Annotated in this window: 14 protein-coding genes; 11 read left to right on the top strand and 3 right to left on the bottom strand. The window is 73.2% G+C overall.

Annotated features, from left to right (window positions below; all coding sequences use genetic code 11):
* Positions 1 to 3: 3 nt before the first annotated feature.
* The 5 genes from atpA (at position 4) to NJC10_RS06395 (ending at position 4862) form a co-directional block, all read left to right on the top strand.
* Complete coding sequence (gene atpA, locus NJC10_RS06415; protein WP_248115319.1) at positions 4 to 1632, top strand: F0F1 ATP synthase subunit alpha; 1629 nt, start codon at positions 4 to 6, stop codon at positions 1630 to 1632.
* Between the two features lie 86 nt (positions 1633 to 1718).
* Complete coding sequence (locus NJC10_RS06410; protein WP_298713007.1) at positions 1719 to 2612, top strand: F0F1 ATP synthase subunit gamma; 894 nt, start codon at positions 1719 to 1721, stop codon at positions 2610 to 2612.
* A 53-nt stretch (positions 2613 to 2665) separates the two neighbouring features.
* The gene (gene atpD / locus NJC10_RS06405; RefSeq protein ID WP_248115159.1) at positions 2666 to 4123 is read left to right on the top strand and encodes a F0F1 ATP synthase subunit beta; all 1458 of its coding nucleotides are present in this window, start codon (positions 2666 to 2668) and stop codon (positions 4121 to 4123) included.
* Between the two features lie 6 nt (positions 4124 to 4129).
* Positions 4130 to 4405 (top strand): F0F1 ATP synthase subunit epsilon, encoded by a 276-nt coding sequence (locus NJC10_RS06400; RefSeq protein ID WP_248115158.1) that lies wholly within the window; start codon positions 4130 to 4132, stop codon positions 4403 to 4405.
* Positions 4406 to 4439: 34 nt separating this feature from the next.
* Positions 4440 to 4862 carry a DUF2550 domain-containing protein gene (locus NJC10_RS06395; protein WP_319075341.1) on the top strand — a complete coding sequence of 141 codons (423 nt, stop codon included), beginning with the start codon at positions 4440 to 4442 and terminating at the stop codon, positions 4860 to 4862.
* Positions 4863 to 4892: 30 nt separating this feature from the next.
* Here NJC10_RS06395 and NJC10_RS06390 read toward each other — a convergent pair whose 3' ends face one another.
* Positions 4893 to 6113 carry an N-acetylglucosamine-6-phosphate deacetylase gene (locus NJC10_RS06390; protein ID WP_319075338.1) on the bottom strand — a complete coding sequence of 407 codons (1221 nt, stop codon included), beginning with the start codon at positions 6111 to 6113 and terminating at the stop codon, positions 4893 to 4895.
* 85 nt (positions 6114 to 6198) lie between these two features.
* Positions 6199 to 6891: an endonuclease NucS gene (nucS, locus tag NJC10_RS06385; RefSeq protein WP_319075336.1), complete on the bottom strand. Its 693-nt coding sequence runs from the start codon at positions 6889 to 6891 to the stop codon at positions 6199 to 6201.
* A 67-nt stretch (positions 6892 to 6958) separates the two neighbouring features.
* Here nucS and NJC10_RS06380 point away from each other — a divergent pair, with 67 nt between their 5' ends.
* Entirely contained in the window at positions 6959 to 7321 is a 363-nt protein-coding gene (locus NJC10_RS06380) for a hypothetical protein (RefSeq protein WP_298984682.1), read from the top strand.
* 12 nt (positions 7322 to 7333) lie between these two features.
* On the opposite strand, the gene NJC10_RS06375 is transcribed toward NJC10_RS06380, so the two are convergent.
* Positions 7334 to 8641: an AI-2E family transporter gene (locus NJC10_RS06375; RefSeq protein ID WP_319075334.1), complete on the bottom strand. Its 1308-nt coding sequence runs from the start codon at positions 8639 to 8641 to the stop codon at positions 7334 to 7336.
* 103 nt (positions 8642 to 8744) lie between these two features.
* Between NJC10_RS06375 and NJC10_RS06370 the strand changes: the two genes are divergently transcribed.
* The 5 genes from NJC10_RS06370 (at position 8745) to NJC10_RS06350 (ending at position 14482) form a co-directional block, all read left to right on the top strand.
* Positions 8745 to 9710 (top strand): co-chaperone YbbN, encoded by a 966-nt coding sequence (locus NJC10_RS06370; RefSeq protein ID WP_319075332.1) that lies wholly within the window; start codon positions 8745 to 8747, stop codon positions 9708 to 9710.
* A gap of 134 nt (positions 9711 to 9844) precedes the next feature.
* On the top strand, positions 9845 to 10642 hold the full coding sequence (locus tag NJC10_RS06365) for an ABC transporter ATP-binding protein (protein WP_248115151.1): 798 nt from the start codon (positions 9845 to 9847) through the stop codon (positions 10640 to 10642).
* Entirely contained in the window at positions 10633 to 12249 is a 1617-nt protein-coding gene (locus NJC10_RS06360; RefSeq protein ID WP_319075330.1) for a Tat (twin-arginine translocation) pathway signal sequence, read from the top strand. Before NJC10_RS06365 ends, NJC10_RS06360 begins: the two co-directional genes overlap by 10 nt.
* 22 nt (positions 12250 to 12271) lie before the next feature.
* Complete coding sequence (locus NJC10_RS06355) at positions 12272 to 12619, top strand: DUF3039 domain-containing protein (protein ID WP_248115149.1); 348 nt, start codon at positions 12272 to 12274, stop codon at positions 12617 to 12619.
* A 12-nt stretch (positions 12620 to 12631) separates the two neighbouring features.
* Positions 12632 to 14482 (top strand): DEAD/DEAH box helicase, encoded by a 1851-nt coding sequence (locus NJC10_RS06350; RefSeq protein WP_319075328.1) that lies wholly within the window; start codon positions 12632 to 12634, stop codon positions 14480 to 14482.
* The last annotated feature ends 99 nt before the right edge of the window (positions 14483 to 14581 follow it).

Here is a 14581-nt window from a genome sequence, read left to right as displayed (position 1 = left end):
CAGATGGCCGAATTGACCATCAATGCCGACGACGTCCGCAATGCCTTGAACGATTTCGCGGCATCCTACGAACCGTCCGGCACCGAGCGCACCGAGGTCGGCCGCGTCATCTCCGCGGCGGACGGCATCGCGCGTGTGGAGGGCCTCCCCTCCGTCATGGCGAACGAGCTGCTGCGCTTCGAGAACGGGATCCTGGGCCTGGCCCAGAATCTGGACAGCCGCGAGATCGGCGTCGTCGTCCTCGGAGAGTTCCAGCACATCCGCGAGGGCATGGAGGTCCAGCGCACCGGGGAGATCCTCTCCGTGCCGGTGGGCGACGCCTTCCTCGGTCGCGTGGTGGATCCGCTGGGCGAGCCCATGGACGACCTGGGCCCGATCGAGTCCGAGGGCCGCCGTGCCCTCGAGCTGCAGGCCCCCACGGTGACCCAGCGCAAGTCGGTGCACGAGCCGCTCCAGACCGGCATCAAGGCGATCGACGCCATGATCCCGATCGGCCGCGGCCAGCGTCAGCTGCTCATCGGCGACCGCCAGACCGGCAAGACCGCCATCGCCGTGGACGCCATCCTGAACCAGCGCGCCAACTGGGCCACCGGAGATCCTCAGAAGCAGGTCCGCTGCGTCTACGTGGCCGTCGGCCAGAAGGCGTCGACCATCGCCGGCGTCCGCGCCACCCTCGAGGAGGCCGGCGCCCTGGAGTACACCACCATCGTGGCCTCCCCGGCGTCCGACCCGGCCGGCTTCAAGTACCTCGCCCCCTACGCCGGCTCGGCCATCGGCCAGCACTGGATGTACGGCGGCAAGCACGTGCTGATCATCTTCGACGACCTCTCCAAGCAGGCCGAGGCCTACCGCGCCGTGTCCCTGCTCCTGCGTCGTCCGCCGGGACGCGAGGCCTACCCCGGAGACGTGTTCTACCTCCACTCCCGCCTGCTCGAGCGCTGCGCCAAGCTCTCGGACGAGCTGGGTGCGGGCTCCATGACCGGCCTGCCGATCATCGAGACCAAGGCGAACGACGTCTCGGCGTACATCCCGACCAACGTCATCTCCATCACCGACGGACAGATCTTCCTGCAGTCGGATCTCTTCAACGCCAACCAGCGTCCCGCCGTGGATGTGGGCATCTCGGTGTCCCGCGTCGGCGGCGCCGCGCAGGTCAAGGCCATGAAGAAGGTCTCCGGCACGCTGAAGCTGGACCTGGCGCAGTACCGCGACCAGCAGGCGTTCTCCATGTTCGCCTCGGACCTGGATCCGGCCACGCGCCGCCAGCTCGCCCGCGGCGAGCGCCTCATGGAGCTCCTGAAGCAGCCCCAGTACTCGCCGTACCCGGTCGAGGAGCAGGTCGTGTCCATCTGGGCCGGCTCCAAGGGCCACCTGGACGAGGTGCCGGTGGAGGACGTGCTCCGCTTCGAGCGGGAGTTCCTCGATCACCTGCGCCGCCGCGACACCGTGCTCGGCGACATCGCCGCCACGGGCAAGCTCGAAGACGCGACCCTCTCCTCCCTCGAGGCGGAGATCGCGGACTTCAAGAAGGGCTTCCAGGTCTCGGGCCACGGCGTCGCCGACAACGAGAAGCACGCCGCGATCGGCCAGGACCAGGTCGCGCAGGAGCAGATCACCAAGCAGAAGCGCTGACCGAAGGTCGGTGAGGTCAGCGGTCCGGCGTCGGGCCCCCCACGGGGACGACGCCGGGCCGCCCTCCCGCCAGGGAAAGGATCACCATGGGAGCCCAGATCCGGGTCTACCGTCAGAAGATCGCATCGACCTCGTCGATGAAGAAGATCTTCAAGGCGATGGAGCTGATCGCCACGTCCCGCATCACCAAGGCCCGTGAGCGCGTCAACGCGTCGCTGCCGTATGCGAACGCGATCACCCGCGCCGTCTCGGCCGTGTCGAGCCAGCACGACATCGACCACGTCCTCACCACCGAGTCCCCGAACCCCACGCGGGCGGCCGTGCTGATCCTCTCGTCGGACCGCGGCCTCGCCGGCGCATACTCCGCGAACGTGCTGCGCAAGGCCGAGCAGCTGCTCACGCGTCTGCACGGGGAGGGCCGCGAGGTCGACATCTACGTCGTCGGCCGCAAGGCGCAGACGTACATGGACTTCCGCGGGCGCGAGTACAAGCGCCTGTGGACGGGCCAGACCGACGCCCCCGTCGCCGAGCGCGCCACCGAGATCGGTGAGACGCTCGTCGAGGCCTTCCTCACGGACACCGCGGCGGGCGGCGTGGACGAGATCCACGTGGTCTTCACCGAGTTCGTCTCCCTCGTGAAGCAGAACCCGCACGTCGTGCGGCTCCTGCCGCTCGAGGTCGTGGAGGAGGACGTCGCGACCGCGGAGGAGGTCCTGCCGCTCTACGAGTTCGAGCCGGACGCCGAGGAGGTCCTCGACGCCCTGCTGCCGAAGTACATCGAGTCGCGCATCTTCAACGCCATGCTCCAGTCGGCGGCCTCTGAGCTCGCCAACCGTCAGCGGGCCATGAAGTCGGCGGGCGACAACGCCTCGAGCCTCATCAAGGAGTACACGCTCCTGATGAACAACGCCCGACAGGCCGAGATCACCCAGGAGCTCACCGAGCTCATCGCGGGCGCGGACGCGCTCAACAACTCCTGAGCCTTCCCTCGGCTCGACTGACCCGCCATCCACACACGATAGAAGTGAGAGAGATGACTGCCACCATCACCGACCACGGCACCGGCACCCCGGCCCGTGGCGCCACCGGGCGCGTCGCCCGGGTCATCGGCCCCGTGATCGACGCCGAGTTCCCCGGCAACGCCATGCCCGAGATCTACAACGCCCTGACCACCGAGATCGAGCTCAACGGCCAGAAGCGCACCGTGACCTTCGAGGTCGCCCAGCACCTGGGCGACAACATGGTCCGCGCCGTCTCCCTGCAGTCCACCGACGGCCTCGTCCGCGGCGCCGACGTGCTGGACTCGGGCGCCCCCATCTCCGTCCCCGTGGGCGATGCGGTCAAGGGCCACATCTTCAACGTGCTCGGCGAGACCCTGGACATGCCGACCTCGGAGCTCGGCGACGTCGAGCGCTGGCCGATCCACCGCCCGGCCCCCAACTTCGCCTCCCTCGAGGGCTCCACCGAGATGATGGAGACGGGCATCAAGGTCATCGACCTGCTGACCCCCTACATCAAGGGCGGCAAGATCGGCCTGTTCGGCGGCGCCGGCGTGGGCAAGACCGTGCTCATCCAGGAGATGATCACCCGTGTGGCCCGCAACTTCGGCGGCACCTCCGTGTTCGCCGGCGTCGGCGAGCGCACCCGCGAGGGCAACGACCTCTGGGTCGAGATGGACGAGGCCGACGTGCTCAAGGACACCGCCCTGGTGTTCGGCCAGATGGACGAGCCGCCGGGCACGCGCCTGCGCGTGGCCCTCTCGGCCCTGACCATGGCGGAGTACTTCCGCGATGTGCAGAACCAGGACGTGCTGCTCTTCATCGACAACATCTTCCGCTTCTCGCAGGCCGGCTCCGAGGTCTCCACGCTGCTGGGCCGCATGCCCTCGGCCGTGGGCTACCAGCCGAACCTCGCGGACGAGATGGGTGTGCTCCAGGAGCGCATCACCTCGACGCGCGGCCACTCCATCACCTCGATGCAGGCCGTGTACGTCCCCGCGGACGACTACACCGACCCTGCCCCGGCGAACGTGTTCGCGCACCTCGACGCGACCACCAACCTGACCCGTGACCTCGCGTCCCGTGGCCTGTACCCCGCCGTGGACCCGCTGGCCTCGACCTCGCGCCTGCTGGATCCGCAGTACGTGGGCCAGGACCACTACGACACCGCCATCCGCGTGAAGCAGATCCTCCAGAAGAACAAGGAGCTGCAGGACATCATCGCCATCCTCGGCGTGGACGAGCTCGGCGAGGAGGACAAGATCACCGTGGCGCGCGCCCGCAAGATCGAGCAGTTCCTCTCGCAGAACACCTACACCGCCAAGCAGTTCACGGGTGTCGAGGGCTCGACCGTGCCGGTCAAGGACACCGTCGAGGGCTTCAAGGCGATCGCCGACGGCGAGCTCGACCACGTCGCCGAGCAGGCCTTCTACAACGTGGGCGGCCTGGACGACGTCGAGCGCGAGTGGGCCAAGATCCAGGCCGAGGGCTGATCCGTCATGGCTGAGCTCGAGGTGGAGATCGTCTCCGAGGAGAGGTCCATCTGGAAGGGCGCGGCGTCGGCCGTCTCGGCGCGCACCTACCAGGGTGAGATCGGCATCCTGCCGGGCCACACCCCGCTGCTCGCCGTGCTCGGCGACGGCGAGGTCGTGGTGCGCACCGCCGACGGCGGGACCGTGACCGCGCAGGCCAACGGCGGGTTCTTCTCCGTCGACCACGACCGCGTGGTGATCGCCGCGACGTCCGCCCGCCTGGGCGACGCCGCAGCCGTCTGAGCCGCGCGGTCCAGGCACGACCATGAGGGGCCCGGTGCTCATCGTCCTGGTCGGCGTGCTGGCAGTCCTCGGACTGCTGGCCGTCGCCGGACTGGTGCGGCACCGGGCCCTTCTGCGTGCGCCGGGGTCGTTCCCGGGGATCGCGGTCACCGGTCGGGGACGGCCCCGGCGGGTGATCGGCCGCTACGACGAGCGCGTCCTGGTGTTCAACGGGTTCATGCCCGCCGGCCCGCTCGCGTGGCGGGGGGAGCGCTGGGCGCTCCAGATGGACCGGGTGCCGGATGCGGCGCCCGAGGGTCAGACGGTCCTCGACGTCCACGGGGGCAGCGAGCCGGTCCGCCTGACGGTGGACGAGGCCGACGCCGGCGCCCTCCGCGCGTGGTGCGAGGCCGGGCCGTCCCAGGCCGCGCAGCTGTGGTGGCGCAGCGACGGGTCCACCCCCCGCACGCGCCGCTGACCCCGGTCGGCCCGCTGAACGGAGAGGGCCTCATCCTGCCGGCGTGACCCGTTCCGGCGTCCGCACGAGCACGGTCCGCGTCCCCGCGGGGCCCCACACCACGACGCCGGCCCGCGCCGGGTCGTCCCCGTCGCAGGCCTCCGCGCCGAGGCTCTCGCGGGGCACGTGGGTCGCCGCCCGCAGGACGGCGTCGGGGTCGAGACCGCGGCGCAGCAGCGCCGCGACGGAGTCCGCGAGGGACCGGCGGCCGCCCGCGAGCGGGGCCTCCTCCGCTCCGGTCGACGCCGGCGTGCGCCCCAGCCGGGGCGCGTCGTGGCCCGCGTGGATCGTGCGCGGGCCGAGGCGGTGCCGCGTTCCCGGCGCGGCGCCGGTCGCGGCGACCGCATCGGAGACGAGGCACACGGCCGGGGCCAGGGCCGGATCGCCCAGCAGCAGGTCCACGAGGTGGCGGGAGACGTGGACGTCGTCGGCGATGAGCTCGAGGCGGAGCCGCCCCCGGCGGGCGGCGTCCAGGAGCAGCGGCAGCGGTCCCGGCTCGCGGTGGTGGAAGCCGCGCATCGCGTTGAACAGGTGGGTGACCACGGGGCGCGGAGCCCGTCCGCCGGACCGCTCCGTCCTCCGGCGCAACGCCTCCCACCGGTCGAGCGCCGCCCTCGCCGCGGGCAGGTCCGCGTCGGTGTGGCCGAGGCACGGCACGGTCCCGGCCGCAGCCAGCTCCCGCTCCAGCGCGGCCGACCCGGCGAGCTCCGGGGCCAGCGTCATGGTGCGCACGAGGCCGCGCGGCCGGCCACGCAGCGCCGCACGGACCGCGTGGCCGGCGGCCGAGGCGGGCGTGCACAGCGCGGCCGGGTCGTGGGCGCCGGCGCGGGCGGGGGAGAGGAACGGGCCCTCGAGGTGCACGCCGGCCAGCGAGCCCTCCTCCCACAGCGGCCGCAGCCGGTCGAGGGCGGAGGCCAGGTCCGCGGCGGGCAGCGCCGGCAGCGAGCCGATCACGGTCCCCACCCCGGCGCGGCGCCCGCGCTCGAGCCAGGCGGCCACGTCTCCGACGGGAGAGGTCGCCAGGTCCACCCCGGCGCCCCCGTGGACGTGATGGTCCAGGAGCGGTCCGGTCACGCGCACGGCGTCCCGGCTCACGCCCGCCTCCGCCGCGGCGGCCAGCACCTCGCGCGGCGCCGCCTCGGCGGGGCCGGCCCACACGAGGCGCGCGCCGTCGTCGCCTGGTCCTGCCTCCGGAGCCTCCGCCCACGTCACCAGCCATTCCACCGGGTCCGCTCCGGGGTCCGCGGCCACCCACGGCGCGCAGGCGGAGCGCAGCGGGCCCGTCGGGGGCGCCGGATCAGAAGAGGCGGGACTCGGCATCGTCCACGCCGCGCATCGCGTCATAGTCGAGGGTGACGCAGCGGATGCCGCGGTCCTCGGCGAGGGTGCGGGCCTGCGGCTTGATCTGCTGCGCTGCGAACACGCCGCGCACGGGCGCGAGGAGGGGGTCGCGGTTCATCAGCTCGAGGTAGCGGGTGAGCTGCTCCACGCCGTCGATGTCCCCGCGGCGCTTGAGCTCCACGGCCACGGTGCCGTCCGGGCCCTTGGCCAGGATGTCCACGGGGCCGATGGCCGTCATGTACTCGCGGCGCACGAGCGTGTGCCCGTCGCCGAGCAGCTCGATCTGCTCCGCGAGCAGGCGCTGCAGATCCGCCTCCACGCCGTCCTTCACGAGCCCCGGGTCCACGCCGAGCTCGTGGGAGACGTCCGAGAGGATCTCCTCGAGCAGCACCAGCAGCCGGTCGTCCGACTTCTTCGCCTGGACGCGCCACACGGCGACGACGCCCTGGGCCGCCTGCTCCTCGCTCGGCTCCTCGACATGGAGGGTGGCCGGCGGGCTCATCCAGTTGAGGGGCTTGTAGGAGCCGCCGTCGGAGTGGACCAGCACCGAGCCGTCCGCCTTCACCATGAGGAGGCGGGTGGCGGAGGGCAGGTGGGCGTTGAGGCGGCCCTCGTAGGTCACGGAGCAGCGGGCAATGACGAGGCGCACCGGTCCAGTCTAGGGGCGGGCCCGCCCCTCGGCGCCGCAGCGGACGGCGCTGTGCCAGCATGGACGCATGCCCCGCTCCCACCGCCCGCGCCGCTCGTCCGCTCCGCGCCGGGGCGGGCGGCCGGGGTCGGGGGACGCCTCACGACGCTCCCGCCCCGGTCCAGGCCGGGTCGATCCCCTCGAGGAGCGCCTCGGCCTGGACCCGGGCTACGCGCACGAGAGCGGCAGCGACGGCGGCTGGCACGTGCGCCAGATCCCCGCGTGGCGCGCGGTGAAGGACTACTCCTGCCCCGGCTGCGGACGCGTGATCCGCCAGGGCCAGGCCCACCTCGTGGCGTGGCGCTCCGACTGGATCATGGGAGACGCGGACGCCGGAGAGGACCGGCGCCACTGGCACCCCGTGTGCTGGCGCACGAGGGCCAGCCGCTGAGGATCGTCCCGGTCACCGGGTCTCCTGCCGCGGGATGAACACCTCGCGGACGATCAGCAGCAGGGCGGCCGCCGTCGGGATGGCCATGAGCGCCCCGAGCACGCCGAGCAGGGTGCCGCCCGCGATCACGGCGATCACCGCGACGGCGGCGGGCACGTCCACCGCGCGGGACATGACGCGGGGGGAGACGACGTAGGCCTCGACCTGCAGGTAGACGAAGTAGATCGCCGCGAACAGCGCGGCGGACTGCCACGAGTCCAGGAGCGAGATGAGGGTGATGACCGTCCCGCCGATCATCGCCCCCACGAGCGGGATGAACGCCATGATGGCGGCGAAGAACGCGAGCAGGGCCGCGAACGGGGTGCCGGCGATGCTCATGGCGATGAAGGCGACCGTGGCGTTCAGCGCGGCCACGAGGGTCTGGCCCATGACGTAGAGGCCCACGGAGGAGGTGATCTCCTCCGAGAGCTCACGGACACGCGCGCGGCGCGAGCGGGGCGCCAGGCGGTAGGCCCAGTGCTTGATGTGCGGCAGGGAGGAGAGGAAGTACAGGGTCAGGACCACCACGACCACCGTGACGAACAGGGAGTTCAGCACGGTTTGGCCGAGGCCCACGATCCCGCCGAAGAGGGCGGCCACCGAGGCTCCGTCGCCGTTGAGCTGGTCCGTGTGCTGGCGCACCGCGTCCTGGACGTGGAACTGGGCGTCGAGGGCGAGGAACCACTCCGAGCGCATCACCTCCTCCACCGTCGCGGGGATCTCCTCCGCGAGCTGGGTGGACTGCTCCACCGCGGTGGGGATCAGCAGGGAGATGAAGGCGGCCGCGACGGCTGCGAGGCCCAGGGCGGCCACGAGGACTCCGGCCCAGCGGGGGGCTCCCCATCGCTCGAAGCGGCGCACGATGGGGTCCAGGCCGAGGGCGATGAACAGGGCGGCCATGATCATCACGAGCAGCTGCTGGTTGGTGGCCAGGAATCCCAGGACGGCGAGGGCGAGCAGGACGCCCGTCGTGAGCAGGAAACCGGTGCTCACCGGCGATCGGAACGAGACCGTGGGGGTCGCCTCGGTGGGCTCCGGGACCGGCTCGTCCTGTGCGGCGTCGTCGCCGGGCGCGGTCGCCGGGCCGGAGCGGCGCCAGGCGAGGGGGCGCAGACTCAGGCGGCCGCGGACCGGGGAGCCCTCCGGCGGAGCGCCGACCGGGCTGGAGCCGGCCGGGGTGGACGGGTGCGCGGAGGCACGGGCCGGGCTCGTGGACGCGCCGTGGGTGGGCAAGGCGGCGTCCGGCGCGGCCTGGGGCGCCTGGTCCTCGGGATGATGCACGGGACCAGGGTACGGCAGGGGCCGCGGCGGAGGTGGCCGCGGGCGCCCCGGCCGGTCGAGCGTCTACCGTGGATCCCAGACCGTCTCGAAAGGACCGTGCACCGTGACCTCCCAGCCCTCCTCCGCCGCCCCGTCCCACCTGCGCGGGGCTGTCGACCTGTCCTCTCTGCGCTCGCCCCGGCCCGCCGCGGGCACCGGCACGGCGGGACCGAGCCCGGACGCGATGCCCGAGGGCTCATGGGTGATCCCGCAGGCGGACCAGCAGATGTTCCAGCAGCTCGTGCAGCTCTCCGCGCAGGTCCCCGTCCTCCTGCACCTCCACGTCCCGGGGGACCAGACGAGCGAGGCCCTGTACACCCAGTTCGCCGACGCCGTGGACGCCCAGGCGGGCCGCCTCGTCATGGCGCGCTTGGACGTCGTGGCAGACCCCGGGCTGCTGCAGGCCATCGGCCTGCCCGCGGGCCCGGCCGTCCTCGCGGTGGTGGCCGGCCAGCCCGTGCCGCTCGTGAACCAAGCCGTGCCGGAGGAGACCCTCGCCCAGCTCCTGGGCGAGATCCTCGAGGTCGCTCGCCAGAACGGCGTGTCCGGCACCGTGCCTCCCGTCGCGGACGCGCGTCCCGGCGCGGGCGGCGAGCCGGCACCGGCGGCGCCCCCCGTGCCCCCGCTGCACCGGGCAGCCCACGAGGCCCTCGCCGCCGACGACATGCCCGCCGCCGTCGCCGCGTGGGAACGGGCGCTCGCCGAGAACCCGGCGGACGCCGTCGCCCTGCAGGGCCGCTCCGCCGCCCAGCTGCTCCTGCGCACGCAGGACGCGGACGCCGCCGCGGTGCGCGCGGGGGCGGCCGAGCGTCCCGACGACGCGGCCGCGCAGATCGCGGTGGCGGACCTCGACGTGCTCGGCGGCCACGTCGAGGACGCGTTCGCCCGCCTGGTCCGCTTCATCGCCGGCCATCACGGCGACGTGCGCGAGGACGTGCGCTCCCACCTCGTCGACCTCTACACCGTGGTGGGCGTGGACGACCCGCGCGTGCAGGCCTCGCGACGCCGCCTCGCCGCCGCCCTGTACTGAGCGTCACGGCGCGGCGACGCCCCGCGGGCGTGTCCTGAGCGCCCCGCGGCTCCGCCAGGTGGGGGAGGAGGGGCCGGCGAGATCATCCCCAGGGCGGAGGCGAAGCCTGTCAGCGCGCTGTTAGCGTCGGCGGCATGATCGCCGCCCCCGAGCCTCCGCTCCGTCGCGCCCACGACAGCCCTGACCCGGACCTCGCCCTCGTCACCCGGGCGCTGGCCAAGCGATTCGGGGACAGGACGGCCCTCGCGGGCCTGGACCTGGAGGTTCCGGCGGGCTCGTTCTTCGGCGTCGTGGGCCCGAACGGTGCGGGCAAGACCACGGCGCTGTCCATGGCCACGGGCCTGCTCCGCCCGGACCACGGCCAGGCCTGGATCCACGGCGTGGACGTGTGGGCGCAGCCCCTCGAGGCCAAGCGCCGCGTGGGCGTGCTCGCCGACGGCGTCCGCACGTTCGACCGCCTCACCGGCGCGCAGCTGGTCACCTACGCGGGCCTGCTCCACGGCCTCGACGCCGAGACCGTGGCCCAGCGCACCGCCGACCTGCTGCGCGTCATGGACCTGCAGGACGCCGGCCGCAAGCTCGTCGTGGACTACTCCGCGGGCATGACCAAGAAGGTCAACCTGGCCGCCGCGATGGTCCACGCCCCGGACGTCCTGGTGCTCGACGAGCCGTTCGAGGCCGTCGACCCCGTCTCCGCCGCGAACATCCGCGACATCCTGAACGACTACGTCGGCCGCGGCGGCACCGTGATCGTCTCCAGCCACGTGATGGACCTCGTGCAGCGCATGTGCACGCACGTCGCCGTCATCGCCGACGGCACCCTGCGCGCCACCGGCACGGTGGAGGAGGTCCGCGCCGGGCGCGACCTCGAGGAGCGCTTCGTGGACCTCGTCGGCGGGCGCCACACGGGGGAGGGCCTCGCATGGCTGTGAACGGCATGGCCGCCACCCTTGTCCGCCTGCGCTGGGCGCTCACCGTCAACCAGTGGCGCCGCTCCCTGTTCACGCTCGTGATGAGCATCATCGGGGCGCTGTACATCCTCGGGGCGGCGGTCTTCCTCGTCGTCGGGCTCACCGTGGGCCTGCCGGGCGAGGACGTCGCCTTCCGCGGGGTGCTCACCGTCCTGGCCACCTCGGTGGTCGTCCTGCTGTGGCTCGTGCTGCCGCCGCTCGTCACCGGCGTGGACGCCACTCTGGACCCCCGCAGCTTCCTCGTCTACCCGGTGCCCGTCGGCACGCTCGTCCGCGGTCTGCTCCTCAGCGCCTTCACGACGCCGGTCGGGATCGCCACGCTGATCGTCACCCTGGGCGTCGCGGCGTCCTGGCGGGACCAGCCGGCCGCGCTCGCCTTCGGCGTGGTCGGGGCCGTGATCAGCGCGGTCACCGCCGTCTCCCTGGGCTACGGCGTCACGGGGATGATCTCGGCCTATGCCGGCCGCCGCCGGGTGCGCGAGACGGTCTCCGTGCTGCTCATGATCCCGCTCATGCTCGGCGGCATCGCCGTCGCCCAGGCCGCCGAGTCCTTCGACACGCTCATGGCCGGCGCGCCGCCCGTGGCCGAGGCCGCCTCCTGGACGCCGTTCGGCGCCGGGGCGGCCGCCGCCTGGGCCGCCGCCGAGGGACGCTGGGGGCTGGCGGCCGTGCGGCTCGCCGTCGCCCTCCTCTGGTGCGCCCTGGCCCTCGCCCTGTGGCACCTGGCCGTCCGCCGCACGGTGCGACCCGTGGGCGTCGGGGGCGGGCCGGCGCGTGAGGCGAAGGCGGCCGCCGCCGACCCGCGTCCGCTGCGCTGGCTCGGGCGCCCCGCCACGGGCCCCCGCACCGCGATCGCGGCCCGCGCGCAGCACTACTGGTTCACGGACCCGCGCTACATGGCCGGCCTCATCACCATCCCGCTCATGGCCGTGCTCCTGTGGTTCACGGGCAGCATCGGCGAGGACGGCGCCGGACCGGCCGTGTTCCTGGCCATGGCGCCCATCACGGCGTGGGCGCTCGCCTACTCCCTCTCGGCGGACATCGCCTACGACCACACGGCGTTCCACCTGCACGTCGTCGCCGGCGTGAAGGGGATCGACGACCGGATCGGGCGGCTCATGGGCATGCTCGGCTGGGGCGTCCCGCTCGTCGTCGTGGTGGCCGTGGCCACGTGCGCCGCAGCGGGGGACTGGGGCGCGCTGCCCGCCGTGCTGGGCCTGTCCCTCGGTCTCCTCGGTTCCGTGTGCGGCCTCGCCGCGCTCGTCTCCGCGCGCTGGGTCTACCCGGTGCCGAAGCCCGGCGACAGCCCGTTCCAGCAGCCGCAGGGCGCGATGGTCCGCACCATGGTCGTGCAGTTCGGCGCGCTCCTGGCCTCGGCGGCCATGGCCCTGCCGATGCTCGTCCCCGCGATCGTGTTCTCCGTGACGCGGGAGCCCGTGTGGTCCTGGGTCGCGCTCGCGGTGGGCCTGGCGTGGGGCGCGCTGCTGCTCTGGCTGGGCGTTCGGCTCGGCGCCCGCTGGTACGACCGGGCGCAGGCCGAGACCTTCCAGGCCGTGAAGGCGTTCTGACCGACTGGCTAGGATGGGCCGCATGAGTGTGACCGGCGAACCCGACCTGAACGACCCCTTCGCGCCCGCCGGCGGCGGCACCTCCGTCCTGGAGCGCGAGGAGCAGCTCCAGGACATCGAGCCGGGCGACCACGAGCGATTCGCGCACTACGTGCGCAAGGAGAGGATCATGGAGTCCGCCCTGTCCGGCGCGCCCGTGATCGCGCTGTGCGGCAAGGTGTGGGTGCCGGGCCGCGACCCGGAGAAGTTCCCCGTGTGCCCCACGTGCAAGGAGATCTACGAGGGACTGCGCGATCCCCAGGACGGCGACGGCGACTCCGGCTCGGGCGGCGGCAAGCGCGGGTTCTTCGGCGGTCGCGGGCGTGGCTGAGGCCGCTCGTCGATGAGCGGCACCCTCTTCGGCGGGCCTGACCCCGCCGGCTCGGACGCGTCCGGCGCCGTCCCGTCCGCCGGCGTCCAGCCCGATCTCTTCCACGTGGGCGAGGACCTGCCCCCGGCCCTGCCCGAGCGTGCGGCCTGGGGCACCGCCCCCAAGCTGCGCCAGTGGCAGCAGGAGGCCCTCGAGAAGTACCTCTCGGCCTCCCCGCAGGACTTCCTCGCCGTCGCCACCCCCGGTGCGGGCAAGACGACCTTCGCGCTCCGCGTGGCCAAGATCCTCATGGACGCCGGTGTGGTGCAGCGGCTGACCGTGGTCGCGCCCACGGATCACCTCAAGCGGCAGTGGGCGGACAACGCGGCGCGCGTGGGCCTGGCGATCGACCCGAACTTCAAGAACGCGGACGGACGGCACGGCGCCGAGTACCGCGGCGTGGCGCTGACCTACGCGCAGGTGGCCAACAAGCCGGTGCTGCACCGCAACCGCACCGAGGCCGCCAAGACGCTGGTGATCCTCGACGAGATCCACCACGGCGGCGACGCCCTGAGCTGGGGCGAGGGCATCAGGGAGGCGTTCGAGCCGGCCACGCGCCGCCTCGCGCTGACCGGCACCCCCTTCCGCTCGGACACCTCCACCATCCCGTTCGTGCAGTACGTGGACGGGCCCGACGGGCTCTCCCGCTCGAAGGCGGACTACACGTACGGCTACGGGCCCGCGCTGCGGGACAACGTGGTGCGGCCGGTCATCTTCATGGCCTACTCGGGGCAGATGCGGTGGAAGACCTCGACGGGCGAGGTCATGGAGGCCCAGCTCGGCGAGGCCGCCACGAAGGACATCACCGCATCGGCCTGGCGGACCGCGCTGGACCCCCAGGGCGAGTGGATCCCCTCCGTGCTCAAGGCCGCGGACCAGCGCCTCACCGAGGTGCGGCGCAACGTGCCCGACGCCGGCGGCCTGGTGATCGCCTCGGACCACGACGACGCCCGCGCCTACGCCGCCCAGCTCGAGGCGCTGACCGGCCAGAAGCCGGCCGTCATCCTCTCGGACGACAAGGGCGCCTCGGACCGCATCGACGAGTTCGCCGCCTCGGACGAGCGCTGGATGGTGGCCGTGCGCATGGTGTCCGAGGGCGTGGACGTGCCCCGACTCTGCGTGGGCGTCTACGCGACGTCCACGTCCACGCCGCTGTTCTTCGCGCAGGCCGTGGGCCGCTTCGTGCGATCGCGGCGCCGTGGGGAGACCGCATCCGTCTTCCTGCCCTCCGTGCCGCAGCTGATGCTCCTGGCCAACGAGATGGAGCTCGAGCGGGACCACGCTCTGGACCGCCGCGAGGGCGCCGTCGAGGTGGAGGACCTCGAGGACGCCCCCGAGGAGGACCTCATCGCGCAGGCCAACCGGGAGGAGAAGGGGTCGGACTCCCTGACGGGCGCCAAGTTCGAGGCGCTCGAGTCCCGGGCGAGCTTCGACAAGGTGCTCTTCGACGGCGGCGAGTTCGGCCTCGGCGGCGCCGTGGGCTCGGCCGAGGAGCAGGACTTCCTCGGCATCCCGGGCCTGCTCGACGCCGACCAGGTCTCCGCCCTGCTCCGCCAGCGCCAGGCGGAGCAGGTCCAGCGCCGCCCGAAGGCCGCCGAGCCGAAGGAGCCGGCTGAGGTGGTGGACCACCGGCGCATGAAGGAGCTGCGCGCCGAGCTGTCCAAGCTGGTGTCGGCGTGGTCCGCGCGCTCGGGCACCCCGCACGGCGTGATCCACAACCGGCTCCGCGAGGTCAGCGGCGGCCCGGCGGTGGCCCAGGCGTCCCAGGACCAGCTGGAGAAGCGGATGTCCACGATCCGCGGGTGGTTCGTCGGGCGGAGGTGAGCCGCCGGAGGCGGCCCGGACAGGGCGGACCGCCGGACCGAGTCGTCCTCACCCAGGGCCGTCTGGACGTCTCGGTCGGCTGGATGCGGCTCGGCTCGA

The organism is Micrococcus sp. M4NT, from assembly GCF_033790745.1.
GTDB lineage: Bacteria > Actinomycetota > Actinomycetes > Actinomycetales > Micrococcaceae > Micrococcus.
Note: the sequence above shows the minus strand (reverse complement) of the source record. Positions and strands in the feature narration are given on the sequence as shown.